Annotated in this window: 18 protein-coding genes; 8 read left to right on the top strand and 10 right to left on the bottom strand. The window is 38.5% G+C overall.

The window, feature by feature from the left end:
- Positions 1 to 118: 118 nt before the first annotated feature.
- The gene (locus RMB03_RS09015) at positions 119 to 1,255 is read right to left on the bottom strand and encodes an acyl-CoA dehydrogenase family protein (RefSeq protein WP_056480982.1); all 1,137 of its coding nucleotides are present in this window, start codon (positions 1,253 to 1,255) and stop codon (positions 119 to 121) included.
- A gap of 19 nt (positions 1,256 to 1,274) precedes the next feature.
- Positions 1,275 to 2,045 (bottom strand): 3-hydroxyacyl-CoA dehydrogenase, encoded by a 771-nt coding sequence (locus RMB03_RS09020; protein WP_311075480.1) that lies wholly within the window; start codon positions 2,043 to 2,045, stop codon positions 1,275 to 1,277.
- A 169-nt stretch (positions 2,046 to 2,214) separates the two neighbouring features.
- Here RMB03_RS09020 and RMB03_RS09025 point away from each other — a divergent pair, with 169 nt between their 5' ends.
- The 3 genes from RMB03_RS09025 to RMB03_RS09035 all read left to right on the top strand — a co-directional run bounded on the left by RMB03_RS09025 (position 2,215) and on the right by RMB03_RS09035 (position 5,299).
- The gene (locus RMB03_RS09025; RefSeq protein ID WP_311075482.1) at positions 2,215 to 3,243 is read left to right on the top strand and encodes an AraC family transcriptional regulator; all 1,029 of its coding nucleotides are present in this window, start codon (positions 2,215 to 2,217) and stop codon (positions 3,241 to 3,243) included.
- Between the two features lie 238 nt (positions 3,244 to 3,481).
- Complete coding sequence (locus RMB03_RS09030; RefSeq protein ID WP_311075484.1) at positions 3,482 to 4,456, top strand: aliphatic sulfonate ABC transporter substrate-binding protein; 975 nt, start codon at positions 3,482 to 3,484, stop codon at positions 4,454 to 4,456.
- A gap of 3 nt (positions 4,457 to 4,459) precedes the next feature.
- On the top strand, positions 4,460 to 5,299 hold the full coding sequence (locus tag RMB03_RS09035; protein WP_311075486.1) for an ABC transporter permease: 840 nt from the start codon (positions 4,460 to 4,462) through the stop codon (positions 5,297 to 5,299).
- Between the two features lie 2 nt (positions 5,300 to 5,301).
- Here the strand turns inward: RMB03_RS09035 and prmC are convergent, their stop codons facing one another.
- The 3 genes from prmC to RMB03_RS09050 form a co-directional block, all read right to left on the bottom strand.
- Positions 5,302 to 6,117 carry a peptide chain release factor N(5)-glutamine methyltransferase gene (gene prmC, locus RMB03_RS09040; protein ID WP_311075489.1) on the bottom strand — a complete coding sequence of 272 codons (816 nt, stop codon included), beginning with the start codon at positions 6,115 to 6,117 and terminating at the stop codon, positions 5,302 to 5,304.
- Entirely contained in the window at positions 6,117 to 7,205 is a 1,089-nt protein-coding gene (gene prfA / locus RMB03_RS09045; RefSeq protein ID WP_003652455.1) for a peptide chain release factor 1, read from the bottom strand. Before prfA ends, prmC begins: the two co-directional genes overlap by 1 nt.
- 290 nt (positions 7,206 to 7,495) lie before the next feature.
- Complete coding sequence (locus RMB03_RS09050) at positions 7,496 to 8,335, bottom strand: type 1 glutamine amidotransferase domain-containing protein (protein ID WP_311075573.1); 840 nt, start codon at positions 8,333 to 8,335, stop codon at positions 7,496 to 7,498.
- A 119-nt stretch (positions 8,336 to 8,454) separates the two neighbouring features.
- Here RMB03_RS09050 and RMB03_RS09055 point away from each other — a divergent pair, with 119 nt between their 5' ends.
- The 5 genes from RMB03_RS09055 to RMB03_RS09075 all read left to right on the top strand — a co-directional run bounded on the left by RMB03_RS09055 (position 8,455) and on the right by RMB03_RS09075 (position 12,569).
- A complete protein-coding gene (locus tag RMB03_RS09055) occupies positions 8,455 to 9,357 on the top strand; it encodes a LysR family transcriptional regulator (protein ID WP_311075491.1) in 903 nt (300 codons plus the stop codon).
- A 196-nt stretch (positions 9,358 to 9,553) separates the two neighbouring features.
- Positions 9,554 to 9,973, top strand: a complete 420-nt coding sequence (locus tag RMB03_RS09060) for a glycine zipper domain-containing protein (protein ID WP_005039626.1) — start codon at positions 9,554 to 9,556, stop codon at positions 9,971 to 9,973.
- A 236-nt stretch (positions 9,974 to 10,209) separates the two neighbouring features.
- Positions 10,210 to 10,719 carry a hypothetical protein gene (locus tag RMB03_RS09065; RefSeq protein ID WP_005039624.1) on the top strand — a complete coding sequence of 170 codons (510 nt, stop codon included), beginning with the start codon at positions 10,210 to 10,212 and terminating at the stop codon, positions 10,717 to 10,719.
- A gap of 133 nt (positions 10,720 to 10,852) precedes the next feature.
- Positions 10,853 to 11,857 carry an LLM class flavin-dependent oxidoreductase gene (locus RMB03_RS09070; protein ID WP_311075496.1) on the top strand — a complete coding sequence of 335 codons (1,005 nt, stop codon included), beginning with the start codon at positions 10,853 to 10,855 and terminating at the stop codon, positions 11,855 to 11,857.
- Positions 11,858 to 12,005: 148 nt separating this feature from the next.
- Complete coding sequence (locus tag RMB03_RS09075; protein ID WP_311075498.1) at positions 12,006 to 12,569, top strand: flavoprotein; 564 nt, start codon at positions 12,006 to 12,008, stop codon at positions 12,567 to 12,569.
- A 38-nt stretch (positions 12,570 to 12,607) separates the two neighbouring features.
- On the opposite strand, the gene pgaD is transcribed toward RMB03_RS09075, so the two are convergent.
- The 5 genes from pgaD to RMB03_RS09100 form a co-directional block, all read right to left on the bottom strand.
- On the bottom strand, positions 12,608 to 13,066 hold the full coding sequence (gene pgaD, locus RMB03_RS09080) for a poly-beta-1,6-N-acetyl-D-glucosamine biosynthesis protein PgaD (protein ID WP_311075499.1): 459 nt from the start codon (positions 13,064 to 13,066) through the stop codon (positions 12,608 to 12,610).
- Positions 13,063 to 14,310 (bottom strand): poly-beta-1,6-N-acetyl-D-glucosamine synthase, encoded by a 1,248-nt coding sequence (pgaC, locus tag RMB03_RS09085; protein WP_311075500.1) that lies wholly within the window; start codon positions 14,308 to 14,310, stop codon positions 13,063 to 13,065. The genes pgaD and pgaC overlap by 4 nt, the downstream gene beginning before the upstream one ends.
- Positions 14,310 to 16,136, bottom strand: coding sequence for a poly-beta-1,6-N-acetyl-D-glucosamine N-deacetylase PgaB (gene pgaB / locus RMB03_RS09090; protein WP_311075502.1), 1,827 nt, complete (start codon positions 16,134 to 16,136; stop codon positions 14,310 to 14,312). Before pgaB ends, pgaC begins: the two co-directional genes overlap by 1 nt.
- Entirely contained in the window at positions 16,136 to 18,577 is a 2,442-nt protein-coding gene (pgaA, locus tag RMB03_RS09095; RefSeq protein ID WP_311075504.1) for a poly-beta-1,6 N-acetyl-D-glucosamine export porin PgaA, read from the bottom strand. The genes pgaB and pgaA overlap by 1 nt, the downstream gene beginning before the upstream one ends.
- A 383-nt stretch (positions 18,578 to 18,960) precedes the next feature.
- The gene (locus RMB03_RS09100; RefSeq protein WP_003652470.1) at positions 18,961 to 19,797 is read right to left on the bottom strand and encodes a pyruvate, water dikinase regulatory protein; all 837 of its coding nucleotides are present in this window, start codon (positions 19,795 to 19,797) and stop codon (positions 18,961 to 18,963) included.
- Between the last annotated feature and the right edge of the window lie 10 nt (positions 19,798 to 19,807).

Here is a 19,807-nt window from a genome sequence, read left to right on the forward strand (position 1 = left end):
AGTTTTTATCTTTTCGAAATGTATTGAATCGAATTAAAACCAGAAAATTACGATTGCAAAAAACTGCATAACAATTGCGGTTTTTTGCAATGAATTTCATTATTTAAAAATCTAATGCTTAAACTTGGGTGACTTCACGAGCAATCACTAAACGTTGAATATCCGAAGCGCCCTCATAAATCTGGCTTACACGAACATCACGATAAATTCGCTCTACCGGAAAATCACTCACATAGCCATATCCACCATGAATCTGGATCGCATCAGAACAAACTCGCTCAGCCATGGTCGATGCAAACAGCTTTGCCATTGATGCTTCTTTTAAACAAGGTAATCCCTCATCTTTCAAAGTTGCAGCATGTAGAACTAACTGATGTGCCGCTTCAATCTGGGTTGCCATATCAGCTAAACGGAAACTTACCGCCTGATGTTGAACTAACTCTACGCCAAAGGCTTTCCGCTCATTTGCATATTGTACAGCAGCATCAAAAGCAGCTCGTGCCATACCAACAGATTGAGCAGCAATCCCAATACGACCAGCAGCTAAATTTGATAAAGCAATTTTATAACCTTCGCCTTCTTGACCTACCAAATTCTCTAAAGGAATACAGCAATTTTCGAGGGTAATGGTTGCTGTGTCTGAAGCATGTTGGCCCATTTTGTCTTCAATACGAGTTACCAAGTAACCTTGTGTATTGGTTGGTACAAGAAAACACGAGATCCCTTTTTTGCCCGCTTGTTTATCTGTGACCGCAAACACCAAAGCCACTTGGGCATTTTTACCGCTGGTGATAAATTGTTTTACGCCATTAAGTACCCACTGGTCCCCATCTCGCTCGGCTTTACATAAAATCGCACTCGCATCAGAACCAACATGTGGCTCAGTTAAACAAAAGCACCCTAACCATTCACCCGATGCAAATTTTGGCAAATAGGTTTGTTTTTGCTGTTCTGAACCATATGCCAGTGTAATACCGCAAACCAATGAGTTTTGAACACTTACAATTGTCGAAATGGCACCATCACCTGCTGCAATTTCCTCAATTGCGAGCACCAAAGATACATAATCCATTCCTGCACCACCCCATTCATCTGGAACGGTCATACCCATTGCCCCCAAAGCACCTAAATCTTTTAATTCCTGAGCAGGAAACTCATGGGTTTTATCCCGATGAGCAGCTGTAGGTTTTAACTGATTTTGCGCATAATCACGCATCATCTCCTGAACCATACTTTGTTCAGCACTTAAAATCATTTCAACGTCCTTATTTTTATTATTTTGCTGCCATACGAATTGCACCATCCAAACGGATGACTTCACCATTTAAATATGAGTTTTCAGCAATATGCCCAACTAAACGAGCAAACTCTTCTGGCTTTCCTAAACGAGACGGATACGGCACCATTTGTCCCAAAGCATCCTGAACATTTTGTGGCATACCTTTAAGCATCGGAGTTTCCATAATTCCCGGTGCAATCGTCATAATTCGAATGGCATGGCGTGCAAGCTCACGAGCAATCGGCAATGTCATGGCAACAATAGCACCTTTTGATGCTGAATAAGCTGCCTGACCAATTTGACCATCAAATGCTGCAACTGAGGCTGTGTTTACAATTACACCTCGGTCCTCGTCCCCTGCCTCAACTGTGTTTTTGCTCATCGCATCTGCTGCAAAGCGCAGCATGTTAAATGTACCTGTCACATTAATTTGCAGAGTCTTTGAAAATAACGCCAAATCATGTACACCTTCACGGCCAACCACTTTAGCCGAAGGGCCAATACCCGCACAGTTAACCAAACCATGCAAACTGCCATGTTTGACCAAAACATCCTTAAAGAACTGTTCAGCAGCAGCTTCATCGGTTACATCAAGTTTTACAAAGTCAGCTTTTGGCCCTAATTGTTTCGCTTGCTGCTCGCCTGCTTCTACATTCATGTCTACCAATGTGACAGAGGCACCTTGCTTTACCAAATATTCAGCTGTTGCAGCACCTAAACCAGAGCCACCACCTGTAATCACGAAATGTTTCCCTTGAATTTTCATTATGTAACGTCCTATAGAAATGTTCTTTAAACTTAGTAGTGAGAGTAAAAGTTGTTGTTTTCCGATACAATTTCAAAAAGCCTCAAAATGTTTGCAGCTTTTGATCAATCCAAATTTTAAATATGAAATATTTCACTTGAAATATATGAAGAAAATATGAGTCTTTGACATGGTTGTCCAATCTTCTTTAAGTAAAGGAACAATTTCAATTGCACTGGTACATGAAGCACTGGGTGCTGCTTATGCCAAAGGGCTAAATACTCAAATAATTCTAAATAAAGTTGGAATTCCTGCCGAATTACTGATGTCTCCCAAGGCACGTGTGCCTGTTACAACATATGCGCAACTATGGATAGAACTTGCCAATGCCATGAACGATGAATTTTTTGGTATGGATAGCCACCCTATGCGTCGAGGTAGCTATAAATTACTTACTAAACTTGTCAGTACGGCGGAAACTTTAGAAAAGGCGCTTTACGATATTTTGAAGTTTTTTAACTTTATTTTGGATGATCTACAAGGTGAATTAATTCGGGACCAGCAAAAAGCCTATTTGGTCATTCGTGATCGTGAACAACCCAAACGTATGTTTACCTACGCGACCTTTTTAATGTTGGTGCATGGACTCATGTGCTGGTTGGTAGATCAGCGAATTGGCTTAAATAATATATCGCTACGCTGCCCTAAACCCCAAGATATTCAGGACTATTTCGTACGTTTTGGTGAAGACATAAAATTTAATGCTGAGATAAATCGCGTTGAATTCGATGCTCACTATTTAGATATTAAAATTAAAAAAGATAAAAAGGCACTTTATGATTTCTTAGAGCAAACTCCGCAAAATCTTTTAGTTCGCTTTAAAAATGAAAATGCACTGAGCCTTCTTATTCGTCGTCACTTATTGAAACTTCATCCTGCACAATGGCCCGAACTTAAAGATGTTGCACAACAGCTCAATATTTCTGAAGCTACAGTTCAACGCCGACTGAAACATGAAGGCGTCAGCTACCAGCAAATTAAAAATGAAATTCGCTGTGATATTGCTGTTGAACGTTTAAGTAAAACCAACGATTCAATTCAAGATATTAGTGAAGACTTAAGCTTCCAAGATCCAAGCGCGTTTCACCGTGCCTTTAAAAAATGGACTGGCGTCAGCCCAGGCGCTTATCGAAATAATTTAACTTCACACAAGCAATAATATAAATATCACAAGCTTAAAAAATAATGCTTAAGCTTATGATATTTATATCTTTTAAATTCAATATTTCAGATAAACACATTACTTAAAATTCAACAATCACTATAAAAACAGTGAGTTATAATTTTATCTAAACTTTTATCTTTCAATCTGATTTATAAATCAAAATAACTAAGTTTGTAAGCCATCAAACGCGTGAAAGGATAATCTCTTATTTCATTTCGGTTCTATTTTTATCATGTCTTTAAAATCAAAATTTTCTTTATCAAAGACTTTGTTGGCATCAACATTGGGGTTTGTATTTGCTTCATCTGCTTTTGCAGCAGTTCCGACCACACTTAAACTTGATTATGCTTACTACGCACCAACTAGTTTAGTCGTCAAAGATCAAAAACTTCTTGAGAAAGCACTCCCAAATACTCAAATTAAATGGGTTTTTAGTCAAGGCAGCAATCGTTCATTAGAATATCTCAACAGTAATAGCATCGATTTTGCGTCTACCGCAGGATTAGCAGCTGTATTAAGTCGAGCGAATGGCAGCCCAATTAAAACTGTTTATGTACAAAGCCAGCCAGAATGGACCGCCCTTGTGGTAGCAAAAGACTCACCAATCAAAAATCTAAAAGACTTAAAAGGTAAGAAAATTGCAGCAACCAAAGGTACAGATCCGTTCTTATTTACCTTACAGGCACTAGACACAGTAGGCCTAAGTAAACGCGATGTACAACTGGTTCATTTACAACACCCAGATGGAAAAACTGCATTAGAACGTGGTCAAGTAGATGCTTGGGCTGGGCTTGATCCGTTAATGGCTGCGGCTCAAATTCAGTCAGGCGCCAAATTACTTTATCGTAATGTTGGATTTAACAGCTATAGCGTACTGAGTGTTAAAGAAGATTTTGCAAAGCAAAGTCCTGAAGCGGTTGAAGCAGTGATTAAAGCCTATGAACAAGCCCGAAAATGGGCAAAAGCTAATCCTGATAAAGTGGCAGCACTTTTAGCTCAAGAATCAAAACTTCCCCTACCTGTGGCTAAACTACAATTGAGCCGAACCAACTTTGATCAAAGCATTCCATCGGCAACTCAAGCACAAGCACTGAAACGTTCGGGGAAAATTTTGACAGAAGAAGACTTGGTTAGAAAAGGCACCAACGTCAATCAAGTGGTTGACCAGTTGTTAGACCCACGTTTTGCTCAAAAAGTCGTGAAATAATATATGAGTGATTCATTTAACAAAGCTGAGCTAAATCATTTCTTAGCTCAGCAGGCTTTAAAATCGCAGAAAAAGCATTTAAACAACAAATTTACACGTTGGTTTAAAGCGCTACTCATTCCACTCATCTTTTTAGCGGCTTGTGAGTTTTTAGTCAGAAATGGCTACGTCGATGCTTATTTACTCCCTGCACCTTCTAGTTTATGGCAATCTTTTTTAGATTTAGCTCATAGTGACCTATTTGCCCATATTTATATTAGTACGTGGCGTGTTCTATTGGGTTTTATTATAGGAAGTGGTTTAGGTTTAATTTTTGCAATTTGGGTTGGATTAAGTAAAGAAGCAGAAGCTTATTTAGAACCGACCTTTTCAGCAATTAAATCAATTCCAAGTCTTGCATGGATCCCCCTGCTATTACTTTGGTTAGGAATTGACGAAGGCTCTAAAATTACCCTAATTGCAATTGGCGCTTTTTTTCCAACTTACACCAATACAGTTGCAGCAATCCATAATGTAGATAGAAAGCTTATTGAGGTTGGAAAAGTTTATCGGCTCAATGCTTTTCAGCGGATTGTATCTATCATTTTACCGGCAGCATCTCCAGGAATTTTAACTGGTTTACGTAACAGCTTAAGCTTATCGTGGATGTTTATGATTGCAGCTGAACTGATTGCAGCTACTCAAGGAATTGGTTATTTACTCAGCGATGGACGAGAAACGTCTCGACCAGATATTGTTATCATTGCAATTATTTTATTAGCCCTATTAGGTAAAGTAACCGATAGCTTAATGAAACTTATAGAAAACTGGTTATTACGTTGGCGAGATACGCTACAAAAATAACTTTAAATCCAGCATGCCAAAGTGACTCGATCATTTTGGCCGTAATCTTGAATGGTTTTAATTTCACTAAAACCATGCTCAGCAAATATATTTCGAACAGCCTGTCCCTGATCATAACCATGTTCAAGAACAATCCAGCCTTGTGGTTTTAACCAGTTTTTTCCTTGAGTAATAATAATTTCAATATCAGCCAAACCTTTATGGTCTGCTACCAATGCACGGCGTGGTTCTGTTGCCAGTGCCTGCATATGTTCATCTTCAGGGTCAATGTACGGCGGATTAGAAACAATTAAATCAAATTGCTGTTTGTCTAAAGCATCAAACCAAGCACCACAAGCAAATTTCACTTGTTGTAATCCATGGGTTTGCGCATTCTCTTTTGCAACTTCTAAAGTAGGTGCATAAATATCAGTTGCCGTTACTTGCCAATCTGGGCGTTCACTCGCTAATGCAAGTGCAATCGCACCTGTGCCTGTTCCCAAATCAACAATATTCGCATTCTTTGGCAAATTTAGATTTAAAACGGTTTCAACCAAAACCTCAGTATCAGGTCGTGGCACTAAAGTATCAGATGTTACTTTTAAATCGAGCGTCCAAAATGGCTGTGAACCTGTTACATAAGCTAAAGGTTCACCATTTTGAATACGCTCAAGCCCAGCCAAGTAGTCTTGCTCTTGTTGAACTGTTAACTCTTGCTCAAGTTTAAACTTTAATTCAAGCGAATTGATTTTTAGAAAATGCTCAAGTAACCAAGCATTTTCCTGTCGTTCATAACTGTCAGGCTCACCACGAATTGCAAGCGCTTGAGCAATATTCATTAGCCGCCATTTTCCTGTGCAAGCATTGCAAGCTGATCTGCTTGATATTCACGATGCAAGCTATCAAGTAATTCAGTTAAATCACCTTCCATAATGGCATCTAACTTATATAAAGTGAGGTTAATACGGTGATCAGTCATACGACCTTGTGGGTAGTTATAAGTACGAATACGTTCAGAACGGTCACCAGACCCTACTAAGTCACGACGCATTTCAGACGTCGCTGCATCCGCCGCCGCACGTTTCGCATTTTCTAAACGTGACACGAGCAATGCCATCGCTTTAGCTTTGTTTTTATGCTGTGAACGTTCTTCTTGGCATTCAACAACTGTACCTGTTGGAATGTGGGTAATACGTACCGCAGAATCCGTTTTGTTAATGTGCTGACCACCTGCACCAGATGCACGGTAAGTATCAATACGCAAATCTGCTGGGTTAATTTCGACATTTGTATCGACATCAATCTCAGGCAAGATCGCAACTGTACAAGCCGATGTATGCACACGACCTTGTGATTCAGTTGCAGGTACACGTTGCACACGATGCGCACCACTTTCAAATTTTAGGCGACCATATACTCCATCACCGTCCACACGGCAAATGACTTCTTTAAAGCCACCATGCTCACCTTCATTTTCAGAAAGTACTTCTATACGCCAATTTTGTGTCTCGGCATATTTACTGTACATGCGGAATAAGTCACCAGAGAAAATTGCAGCCTCATCACCACCCGTTCCGGCGCGAATTTCTAAATAAGCTGCATTAGAATCATTTGGATCTTTTGGAATCATCAAAATATTGAGCTGGCTTTCTAATTCTCCAAGCAACGCTTTATTCGCTTGAATTTCTTCTTCTGCCATATCTTTAAAGTCAGGGTCAGACTTCATCAATTCAGCAGTTTCAATATCTTCTTCTGCTTGACGGTATTTGCCCCACACTTCGGTAATTTCAGATAAATCACTATGTTCACGAGACAATTTACGGAAACGTTTGTTATCGGAGATGACTTCTACATCTGCAAGCAACGCGGTAAGTTCTTCATGTCGATCACAGAGTTGATCAAGTCGTAAACGGAGTGACGCTTTCATAAGAGGAAATATCTCAAAAGTCCAAAAAGCTTATCCAACGCTATGTAAATAGAAGATAAGCAAAATCGTAAAAATAGCGCATAGTTTACAGATTATGCCGCTCAAATGACATATATAATCAGCCAATTCATCAACTTTCACAGTAAGTGGCAACTTATAAATATAATGATTTCAGATGAGATTTATTTACTCGCCTATAATTTAGCTTTTTTATAGAAAATAATACGCCACCTTTTTCACCCAATCTGGCAATAGAGGCTTTATTCATAAAACCTCTTTACCATGTCTATTTATTTTAATTTTTCTAATAATGTTTTACCCACCAGAACAGCCGAGGCCGGATTTTGTCCCGTAATAAGTTCACGATCCACCACTAAATTTGGGGTCCAAGCATTCGTATTACTTTGATATTTACCACCAATTGACTGTAATGCCGTTTGTGGATAGAACTTCATTTCACCACCTTTTAACAAAGCCTTCGCTTGTTCTTCTTCTTGGTTACTAATCACAGTCATCCGATAGTTCTTATAAATCCACTCTCCAGTTTTTACGGTTTTGCCTTGCTCAAGTTGCTGAACGACTTCAGCAGCATTCGGTAATGTTGACATCAATGCAATAGGGCCATGGCAAACCAGAGCTGTAGGTTTTTTAGCTTTATGAAAAGCCGTCAAAACTTTCCCAAGCTGTTTATCTTTTAATAGATCTTGCATAGGTGCATGGCCACCTGGAATATAAATAGCATCAAACTGATCAATACCAATTTGCTCAATACGAGACAGGCTTAAAACTGGAGAATCTTGAGGTGATGTTAACTTTAGATCATGCAATAAACCCGCATATTGCTTTAATGCTTTTTCGTCTTGATTAAAGTACATCGCACTATTTGATGACTCATCTAAGGTTGGGGCTTTCCCTTTGGGTGTAGCGAAAGTTACTGTGTGCCCAGCATCTAAAAGCATTTTTGTAGGCTGCATCAACTCATTTAAATAAAAGCCTGTTTTAAAAATATGACCATTTTTCAGCTCTAACTGCCCTTCATCAGACAATACAACTAATACATGAGCAGCATTTGCACTTAATGCTGCTGAAGCGGTAACTACTGCAAGCATTATTTTATTTAGAGATTTCATCATTCAACCTTCATTCCAGCCTTGTGCTGGATTTATAACTAGGATGGATATATTCTATTTTTGCCAGCAAGGTAGAAAAACAACCACATTTACAAATCTTTTTTGCGTTTGAGGACAAAATGTCTCGTCAATTTGACCATCTTGCCGATGTTGAAGTATTTTTAATTGTGGCTGAAAAGCTTTCTATTAGTGCAACTGCAATTCATTTGTCCACAACGCCTTCAGTCATTAGTAGAACAATTACACGGCTAGAGAAAAAGTTGGGTATCCAGTTTTTTAGAAGAACTACTCGTCATCTGAGCCTGACTGAAGCAGGTCAACTTTATTATGAGAAAATGCAGCATGCTTTTCAGTTAATTGACCATGCAGAGCGTCTAATTCAAGGCGAACAACTTCAAATTTCTGGAAAAATCAAATTAAGCGTTCCTACAACTTATGGACACTATCGTTTACCACCCTTATTAGAAAAATTTCTTTTGCAATATCCAGACATTCAAATTGAAATCAGCATCTCTAATCGCAATGTTGATTTAATTGCTGAAGGTTTTGATTTAGCTATTCGCCAAGGCCATCTTCCTAATAGCTCTCTTGTAGCCAGACCGCTGGAACTTGCCCCTCTTCAACTTGTTGCTTCACCTAATTATTTAAAACGTATGGGTATTCCTCAAAGCTTAGAAGAATTAAATCATCACCAATGTATCGCCTTTGAATTACCTAGCAGTGGTAAGGTCACTCCATGGTTCTTTAAAGATGTAGATCAAGAAATTCAGTGGACACCAACAAATCGGATTTTAGTAAAAGAAGATATTTTAGGCGTAGTTTCTCTTGCTGAAAGTGGAATAGGGATATGTCAGAGTTATAGCTTTATTGTTAATGAAAAAATTCGACAAGGAAAATTACAACCTTTACTCGAGACTTATGCAGGCCACACTCGTCCCTTCTCTTTACTGTACGCACAACATAAACATATGTCTTCTGCCACAAGAGCTTTGATCAATTTTCTCTGTTCAGATCGCCAGTAATAAACTCATTAAAATTAAATGAGACTCATATTTATTTATATGGGTATTAAATATTCTATTTTAATAGAAAACATACAAACCAGACACTAAACTACAATAATGAATTGATGGTTCTCCATATTTTGAGAAACGTGTTTTGTTACATTTGCCGTAACAAAAGATATAGCGTCCTGCTGCTAAGGACACGGAGTAGAAAATGAAATTAAATGCTTGGTTATGTAGCGCTGTTTTAGCAACTTCTATGGTTACTGTAGCTCACGCTGACAACACAACACATGTAGCAGCCGCTTCTGCTTTAGGTAGTGTAGCTGGTACAGCAATTGGTAAAAGCATGGGTGGTACATCTGGCGCAACAATTGGTGCTGCTTTAGGTGGTGCTGGTGGTGCAGCAGTTGCAAGTGACCGTCGTCACCGTACAGAATCTGCAATTGGCGGTGGTTTAGGTGGTGGTGCTGGTTATACCGTTGGTAGAAGCATGGGCGGTACAAATGGTGGTTACGTTGGCGCTGCTTTAGGTGCTGCGGGTGGTTCTGCTCTAGGTAATAAGATTTCTAAAGACCGCGATGCTGACAGATCTTCTAAACATTGGAAGAAAAAACACCGTCGTCATCACTAATCAAATTTGATGAAACGTCACTAAGCACCTTCGGGTGCTTTTTTATTAGGACCAACAAATATTCATCTTTTCTCTTTTGCTCATGATTTATCCATAGATTAATACAAACAATACAAACAGACACAAAACTATCGTATCGCCTTTGGGGTTCTCCATAATTATCACGAAATTTTTGATTACATTTATCTCAAGATAAAAATACTGTCCTTTCAGTAAAAAGGACATGGAGCTGCAAGATGAAAATGAATATTTGGTTAGCTAGTGCATTAATTGCAACATCGTCTATGGTGACGGTTGCACATGCAGATAATGGTACTCGTGTTGCTGCAACCTCTGCGTTAGGCAGTGTGGTTGGTACAGCAATTGGTAAAAGCATGGGTGGTACAACAGGCGCTACAATTGGTGCTGCTTTAGGTGGTGCTGGTGGTGCAGCCGCAGCGAGTGATCGTCGTAATCGTACAGAAGCTGCAATTGGCGGTGCTTTAGGTGGTGGTGCTGGTTATACAGTCGGTAAAAATATGGGTGGTACCAACGGTGGTTACATCGGTGCTGCGGTAGGTGCTGCGGGTGGTTCAGCGCTAGGTCGTAAAGTTTCTGAAGATCGTGACTACAATGATCGCTATGATCGTGGTAGTCGTTATGATCGAGATGATCGTAGATATGACGATGGCGACCGTCGTTACTATAAAGGTGGTCATCGCCGTCATGACAATGGTTTACATCGCGGCTGGTACAAAAACCGCTAATTCATATATGAATCAAAAGAGCACCTTCGGGTGCTTTTTTATTGAGAGATAAAACCCAATATCGAAAAAAAACGATATACATTAATCCCTATATATCGTAGTATTTCGATATACCCTTATTCGAGAATATCGCATGCGATCACTTCAAGATACCAAGTTTTCAATTTTGGAACTTGCTCCTATTCGTAATGATAAAACCATCGAATTTTCATTACGTCACGCATTAGAATTAGCACAACATGCAGAGAAACTAGGTTATGAACGTTTCTGGCTTGCAGAACATCACAACATGGATGGAATTGCGAGCTCTGCTACGGCTGTCTTACTCGGTTTTATTGCAGCACATACACAGCATATTCGCTTAGGTTCAGGCGGAATTATGCTTCCTAACCATGCTCCTTTAGTTGTCGCAGAACAATTTGGAACACTTGCTACTTTATATCCAAATCGTATTGAACTGGGTTTAGGCCGTGCTCCTGGTACAGATCAACTCACCATGCGAGCTTTACGTCGTGGGCATCAAGAAACAGAAGATCAATTTCCAAAAGACGTTGTCGAAATTCTAAAATATTTTGATGTACCGCAAGCAGGACAAAAAATTATTGCAACGCCAGGGCAAAATACACATGTGCCTGTTTGGTTACTTGGGTCTAGCCTTTTTAGTGCGCAACTGGCGGCAAAACTTGGACTTCCCTACTCATTTGCATCTCATTTTGCACCACGTATGCTAGGCCAAGCCATCCAACTCTATCGTGAGAACTTTGAGCCTTCTGCTTATTTAGATAAACCTTACGTTTCTATGGGTGTACCTGTTGTTGTAGCAGAGACTGATGAAGAAGCACAGTTTTTAGCAACAAGTGCATACCAACGTGTATTAGGCTTAATTCGTGGCGAAAGCTTAAAGCTGAAACCACCAGTTGAATCAATGCAGGGACTCTGGAATACAGCAGAAGAGCTTTCCGTTGAAAACTTCTATGCAATGGCACAGATTGGCTCGGTTGAGACTGTTCGCACTGGTTTACAAAAACTTTTAACGACATACGATGTTGATGAGTTTATTTTTACATGTGATATATACGATACAGCGAAGCGTCTAGACAGTTTTACGCAACTCATGAATGTAAAAACAGAACATTAAAACTCGACTTGATTTTCCCATACTTGAATTGATTTCGAGTATGGGATGACCATCTATCTGAAAAGACTTTACCCCAACTTCCTGCTTGGTTATTTATATTAAAACGATAAAAACATCATGATTGAAAAACCAAAAGGACTTTTGGAAAATGAGTATTAATATTAAAAATAACGCTTCAAAATCAGTAATTTTTCAAAATACGGCTCAAGATTTTGAAGACTTTGCTGGTCAAGTTATTCTGTCAACCTCAATTAAAGAGTTTGATTTTTCACATTCATCTGTCGCGATTATTGGTACAAATCAAGATACTGTGACCCATCTTGAAAAAATCTGCCAACAAGCAAAATTTGTGACTGTATTTCAAATTACACCTCACTTTATTTTGCCCCATAGTCAAATGGGCACACATAAGTTAATTACGCATCCACTCATTATTAAAAACCGGAGATTATTTAACAATCGTGTAAAAAGTCTTCTGGCATTACGTTTTCTTGAAACTCAAGTAAATGAAACATGGCTTAAGCGCCTTTTAACCCCCAATATGGCAACGACTAAGAAAGTATTTTTTAAATCTGATAGTTATTATGCTGCACTCCAAAAATCTAACTGTAAATTACAAACTTGGCCTATTGTTAAGGTAACCAATACATCAATTCACAGCATGGATGGTGTAGAGCAACCCGTCGACATCATTATCAGAATAACTACATAAAAATAAAAAGCATGGCTTTAGGCCATGCTTTTTCTCATTTACTCATATTTTTGCAAATTGCCATGATCATCGTAATGCAAAATAATGCGTTGTTTCTTTTGTAATTCACTCAAACTCTCGGGACTGACCGAAAATTGGGCAGCTAGCAGCTCAACAGAACTATTCGGTGCTTTAGTCCGACGGTCTTCACCACTGAACCTAATCCAGTTATAACTCGCCCACAAAATTAAAATGAGCGCACTAATCCCGATTAATAATGCTAAATGAAGTAAGGTCTTAACTTCTGATAAATGATCGACCCAGACATAATCATAAATTAGGTGCCCTTCAAAAACCCATAAAAACAGTGAAACCAATGGGAAAAGCAACCACATCAAACAAATCCACCCAATAGTTTGCAATGTATAGTTTGCTGTTTTATTTTTCACATATTCAGGTTGATCAATATATTCGGGGATATCTAAAGTCTCTATATCCTTGTTTTCCTCAGGTTTCATGGGTTATCTCCACGGAAGCCGCGGTCTGGGCTCACCCAACGGGCACGTTTTTTAGTGTTAAATAAAGTCTTTGGTACCGCCACAACACTAGTAAATAAAGTAAGCAGCCAGAAAAATAACGGGTACCAGATTACCCAAAAATAGTTTCTAAAGAAGCGTCCACGGTCATAGCGCTGATCAATCCACAAGCTAACCAAAAACTGTATCAGACATGTTCCGCCTAATATTACACCGTACCACTGTGGCATAAGCGTTTTGATCTGCCATTGCAGAGGTAACTCAACAAACAATCCCACAAAAAACAGAGTAAATATCATAATCATCACATAAGACCAGATAATACTGACTAGCGCCTCAAGCATCACTGGCCACATACGACGTACGCGCAATTTGAACATTTGTGGAATATATTCTATAAGAACCTCTACTCCGCCTTGTGCCCAGCGAAGGCGCTGTTTCCATAAACCCTTAAATGTCTCGGGCATATAGATATAGCAAAGCGCTTGTGGAATATACTGAATATCCCAATGGTCCAGCTGTAGCTTCCATGAAATATCAATATCTTCAGTAATTTTATCGTCTGACCAAAACCCGACTCGAACAAGTGCTGTTTTACGGAATGCGGCAATCACACCAGACACTGTAAAAATACGACCATATGTACGCTGTGCACGTTTAATTAAACCAATAATCGAAGAAAATTCGCCAACCTGTAATTTTCCTAAAATACTTGATCGGTTTAAAATTCGTGGATTCCCCGTTACAGCACCAATTCGCGGGAAGTTAATAAATGGTTGCATTAACCAAAGTACAGCATGCGGATGTAACAATGCATCCCCATCAATACAAACAAGATATTCGTATTTACTGACCAGTACTCCCGATCTTAAAGCTACAGCCTTACCCTGATTTTCTGCTAAGTGCACCACACGAAGTCGTGAATCTTGCGCTGACAATTCATCAAGGATTTCAGCTGTTCTATCACTACTTCCATCATTGACTGCAATCACTTCAAAATTAGGATATTTAGTTTGCAGTGCATAACGAATGGTTTGTCGCACCTGAGCTTCTTCGTTAAAACACGGAATAATGATACTGCACCCTTCGCTGGTTGGTTCGGGAAGCGTTTGTTCGCGGTATTCCCTTTTAAAAAAGAACCAAAGCCCTCCTACCATCCATGTCCAAGCCATGAGTAAAGGATATAAAAAGGCAAAAGCAAATAGAATATCGAGTAATACTCTCATTACTTTTTCCCCTCTACTAATCCAGCAAAAGGCTGATACATGACAGGGCTATAATTCAAACTAAGTGGATTATATAAATACTGATGTACATCTTTTGATTTTTCAAAACTATAGCCATCAATCCCGAACTTCTGGATCCCTGTTCGCTGAATCGAAAAGAGCCCTTGCTGTACTTCTTCCCAATTGGTCTTTGAAGCATTTTCTGGCAACACTAAAGTCAGCATAATTCTTTGCTTATCTTTTTCATTAAGCGTATTTAATAGTGCTAACACCTGATTAAATTGCTTTTTCTTACCAATCATGTCGAACTTCAAATTGACCAAATCATGTTGCGATAAAAGTGTTTTTAAAAGTGCTGGTAGATTTTCTGCATGATCTAAATCAGGAGTAAGCAATAAAATAAACTGCCCTTGGTTACTCATATTTAAATAAGGCTTTACAGCTTTTTTGGTAAGTTGGCTGAGTTGAGCAAGATGTTTTGATTGTTCAATACAACTATTCTCTTGAGCGGTTACGGTTTGCATTTCGCAATTTAAAGATGTGCCCGCATTAAGCTGAATACCACTTAAATTACTATTTAAGCGTGCAATATCTTTTGCCAAATCTACTGCTAAAAATGGCTTATCTTTTTGAGGATAAGCAGGTAACTCTAATATTACCGCTTGACCCGCACGAGTTTGAGCCTGCCATAAACTACGGTTTAAAATATCTTGTTGAACAGACATTTTATCTGTAGGGAAATAAGCAACATCATATTGCCCATCTCCATCTTTATCTTCCAAAGGTTTTAAGATTAAGGCATTATTTTTTAAGCTATACAGTTTTGATAACAACTGCCCTAATTTTTCATCTGTTTGGGTGTTTTGTGGCGCTGCTAACTGCTTTAAATCCATACTCACAAAGTGACGAGGCTGTTTAAATAAATCTGACTCTTCAAAATTTAAAATATTTAACATGCCTTCAGTGAGCTGTTCAGCTGTAGGGTTATTTATAACCAAGCTTCGTTTAAAAGTTGAATCACTCACCCGATTCATACCATCACGACCCAAACTGAAAGAAAACTCAAAGCCTGCCTGCTGCGCTAGTTTTTCCAGTTGCTCATTCACGGCGCCATAAGGCCAGATAATTGCTTTAGGATTAACGCCGACTTCTTTTTTCAAAGCTGCGTAGGATTTCTTCAAATCTTGCAAAATACGTTGTTGATATTCTGCATCCGTTTCATAACGTGATTGCGATTTTAAATATGCATACGAAGTCGCAGCAGGTTGCTCATTGCCTTGAGGATTGGCCAATATGCCATGATGTAAATCGTCACTATGGCTTGCAAACTCAGCTAAACCAGATGCTTGCATTTCACGAACTTGAGCCCAGTTCACCAAGTTACCCTGCCCATATGCTTCATAACCTGCCTGTGTATTGCCATTTATCCAACTTGTCGGAAGAGCAAAAACTGCCGGAATCTGATATTGCTTAAGTAATGGAAATACTCGGCTATAACTACTCAAAGCCCCATCATCAAAAGTAAGTAGAATAGAATTATGAGGCAATTCTTTACCTTGCTTACGAGCTTCCTCAATGTCTTTTAAACGAATCGGCTTCCAGTCAGATTGACTCAGCCAATCTAAAAACTGTGCCAGATTATTGGTCTGAATCGCATAAACATCACGGTCACCTTCCTTTAACACATCATCTCGCACATCATGAAAAGTTAAAGAAACCGTATGATTTTTTGGTAGTTCAGTTTCAATGCGGGCATGAGAAAATTGTACGGGTAATAATGTTGAAGCAAACACACAGCTCAACATTTTTGACATCATATTATTCATTAAAAACGCCCTTCAAATCCGAAAATACCGTAGGTATGCTGTTCATCATGACCATCGTATGGATGGTATTGCCAACCAACTCCATAATTGAGCTGCCAAGTCCGCGAGAGCTGCCATTGATGTTGATATTGCAGAGAGTATGTTGGTCTAGCCGAGTAATCTGCTTGTTTATAGAGGCCCACTCCAGCTTCAAAATGCTGCTTAAATGAACGCTCATATTCTCGCCAAGTTACCCAGTCATGACTTAAATTTAACTCAGCACTGTAGTGATTGCTTGGGCTAAAGTAGGCAGTCTGATCTTGGCTATTGCTGCCATAAAATCCACGAACGGTCCCGTAGGTAATATGGTGCGGCGCATCAAATAATCGTTCGCGCCAAAAAGTCGAAAATTCTTGTTGTTTATTACCATCACTAATATCAGTTAGGCCATAACTCGCCCCAATCTGACGTGACTCATCTTTTTGCCATGTCAAAGCAGCACGGTAAGCTTGTCCATCTTCACCAGCATCAATTGCCTGTAATGGAATATTAGCCTGACTGTCATATTGCAATTGATACTGCCAGTGGTCGTTTAACCATTGCGACCAATCGAGACGAACACCTGCTTGTCCACCATCTGTACTTTGCGACAAAATTGCAGACAATGCCTTACGATTTGCTTGCCACTCAGCCCCAACACCATAGCGTTGGTCATGTACATCACCAAAACGATATTCTCCGTAACGATCTTGATGCCAAGCGAATAAACGATAATTATCTTTGATCCATGGACTATTAAGACGAGTTTCCATTTCGCGGTCTTTTAAACCATTCTGACCACTTACAGAATCGCTACTACTATCTGCCTTACTTTGTCCCCAAGTTGTTGAGTGAGAAATTGTCGGTCTATTGCGGTCATCTAACTCTTTTCGACTTTTAATTACTCCACCATCTTCAGGGTAATATTCCAAAAGACTTTCAGTATTTTTACGCCATTCTGGAATATCTCCTAAAGCTTGAGCATTTTGCATCTGGTTAATTCGAGTATCTTTGGCAACAGGTGTTAAACCATTTAAACGAGAAATAGTTTGCTTGGACTGTAGAGGTTTATCTCTCCAGCGCTCAACACGAGCCAGATTATTAATTAAACCCTCATTGGCAGGCGCAAGATCTACTTGTTTTTGAAAATGCTTTTCTGCTTGATCAAGATGATTTGCATAAGCTAAGTGCATGCCCTGTAAAGTAATATAGTCATCACGGTCGGGATGACTTGTTTTGTCTACCCCTTTTGCCTGACTATATTTATACATCGGAACAAGTCGATCAACCTCACTCAAAAATTGTTCGGCTTGTTTATATTTTTCTTGTTCAATATATGAATAGTACAGTCCAGTATATACCGTCATATCTGGATAGTTTTTTTCAGTAAGCAAGGTTTTAAAGGCAAGTTCAGCTTGCTGTGGCTGTCTTTCAGCTAAATAACTATCAGCTATTGCATGACGAATATAGGCAGGTAGTTTTTCTAAAGGTACATTTAATTTAGTAAATTGATCCAGGACCGTACGAGCACGTCCACGGAAATCTAACGCATATATATAGTCATAATGGAATCTTAAATAATTAGGGTCTGACGGTTGAATCAAAGGCTGCATTTGCTCGCCTTGCTTCAACACAGCATCCAGCTCAGCAAAAGCTTCACTATCTGACATGCCTTCCCGATTTAAATATTTATAGCGAGCAATTGCATTATTTACACGTTGAGAAAACTCACTGACTTGTAGCCAGTGTTGCAACGCTTCTATTTCTGCATTTTTATCGCTGCCAAGCAATAACTGCTGTGCCTTGTTATAAGCCCCCACAGCCGCTAAGTCATAACTGTATTCTTGTAAAACTGCAAAAGACTTAGGCTGCTGCTTATATGCTTGTTCAATTGCAGATAAAGCATCTACAGGTAAATTGATAAGACGATAAGCATAAGCTATTTGCACAAGTTGATCAGTTTTCAAATTTTTACTATTAATTTGTGCTAACTGTGCTTTGGCTTTTGTAACATCCTGAGCTTCAGCGTATAAAACTGCTAACAAAATCTGTCCATCAAGTGTTTTTTGAATATTAAATTTATTCGACCAATCAATCGCATTTTTAAAGTGTTTAAAATCACGAAAATTACGTATTAAAGGTAACTGTCCATATTGTGGAAAAGTAACCGAATTAATATTTGCTAAATGCTGAGAAAAAGTTATTAGATCTTTTTTTTCATTTGACATTACAACTAAATAATCAGCTAGCAATTTTTGATCATGCGGATAAGTTTTTAGCAATTGATCCAATTGAAATATTGCTTGGTGAGTTTGTCCAGTTTTATAAGTGTGAATAGCCTGCTCTCTCAATTCATCCACTTGAGCAGCATATAAATTAAGAGGCAAGATGTATACCAATGAAAAAACACATTTTTTTAGCATTTTGATAATCGGATAGTCCCATATCGAGGTGGGAAAGTATAATTAAAAATAAATAAACAATCACACAACAGCAAAATAGTGTGACCTAGTCAACATTTTTGAATTATGGATTTTTTTTGATTGTTTTTTTAAAATATTTAGTAAAATTAAATAATTAGAATTTTTAAATCTGTTCAAACATATACATTTCTTTTCAATATTCTTATTTTATTTCACAATTAGATTATAAAACTCCACAGGTCGATAACCAATAAAAACGTTTTAATAACTTTTTGTTTTATATTTAAAACTTTTATTTTTCTCGTGTTTTATATGTAAAACCATTCAATTTAATCATAAATAAATAATATAAATTGAATGGTTAAAATAAGCAGTTGATTAAATTAACCAATACGACGTTTTAATCCTGTCATCTGCAAAACACGCGTTGAAATTTCTTCAATCGACATTTCAGTCACGTTTAAATATTTAATGCCTTCTGAAATATAGATTCCTTCAATTGCTCTAAGTTCCATTTGGCATTGACTAAAACTTGCATACCGACTATTAGCTTTACGCTCACTACGAATCGCAACTAATCGCTCAGCATCAATCATTAAACCAAACAATTTATTACGATGTGGTCTTAGTACTGCTGGTAAACGGTTATCATCCAAATCTTCTTCTGTTAATGGATAGTTTGCAACACGAATACCGAATTGAAGCGATAAGTAAATAGAGGTCGGCGTTTTCCCCGAACGAGAAACTCCAATTAAGATTAAATCAGCTTTATCATAATGGCGAGTACGCGCTCCATCATCATTATCAAGCGCAAAATGAACAGCATCAATACGGGCCTTATAAGACTCAGAATCAGTCACGGCATGTGTCTGTCCAACTAATGTGGTGGGTGGCGTACCTAGTTCTTGTTCTAATTTACTGATTAAACCTTCAAATACATCAAGATTAACTGCTTTAGCAGTATTAATGATTTCTCGCACATGCGGATCAACTAAAGTATCAAATACTAAAGGCAGACAACCATCTTTGGTTTGACATCGATTAATCTCGACTACAATCTCCATTGCAGCCTCTTCGGTTGCAATATACGGCATGATATGAATATCAAAATCTACATTGGGAAATTGTGCTAATAACGAATGTCCAAGAGTCTCTGCCGTAATTGCAGTTCCATCAGAAATAAAAAAAACGCTTCGCTTAAATTGTTTACTTTCTGACATTAAAATTCTC

The organism is Acinetobacter sp. V91_7 (assembly GCF_031799075.1).
GTDB classification, from domain to species: Bacteria; Pseudomonadota; Gammaproteobacteria; order Pseudomonadales; family Moraxellaceae; genus Acinetobacter; species Acinetobacter calcoaceticus.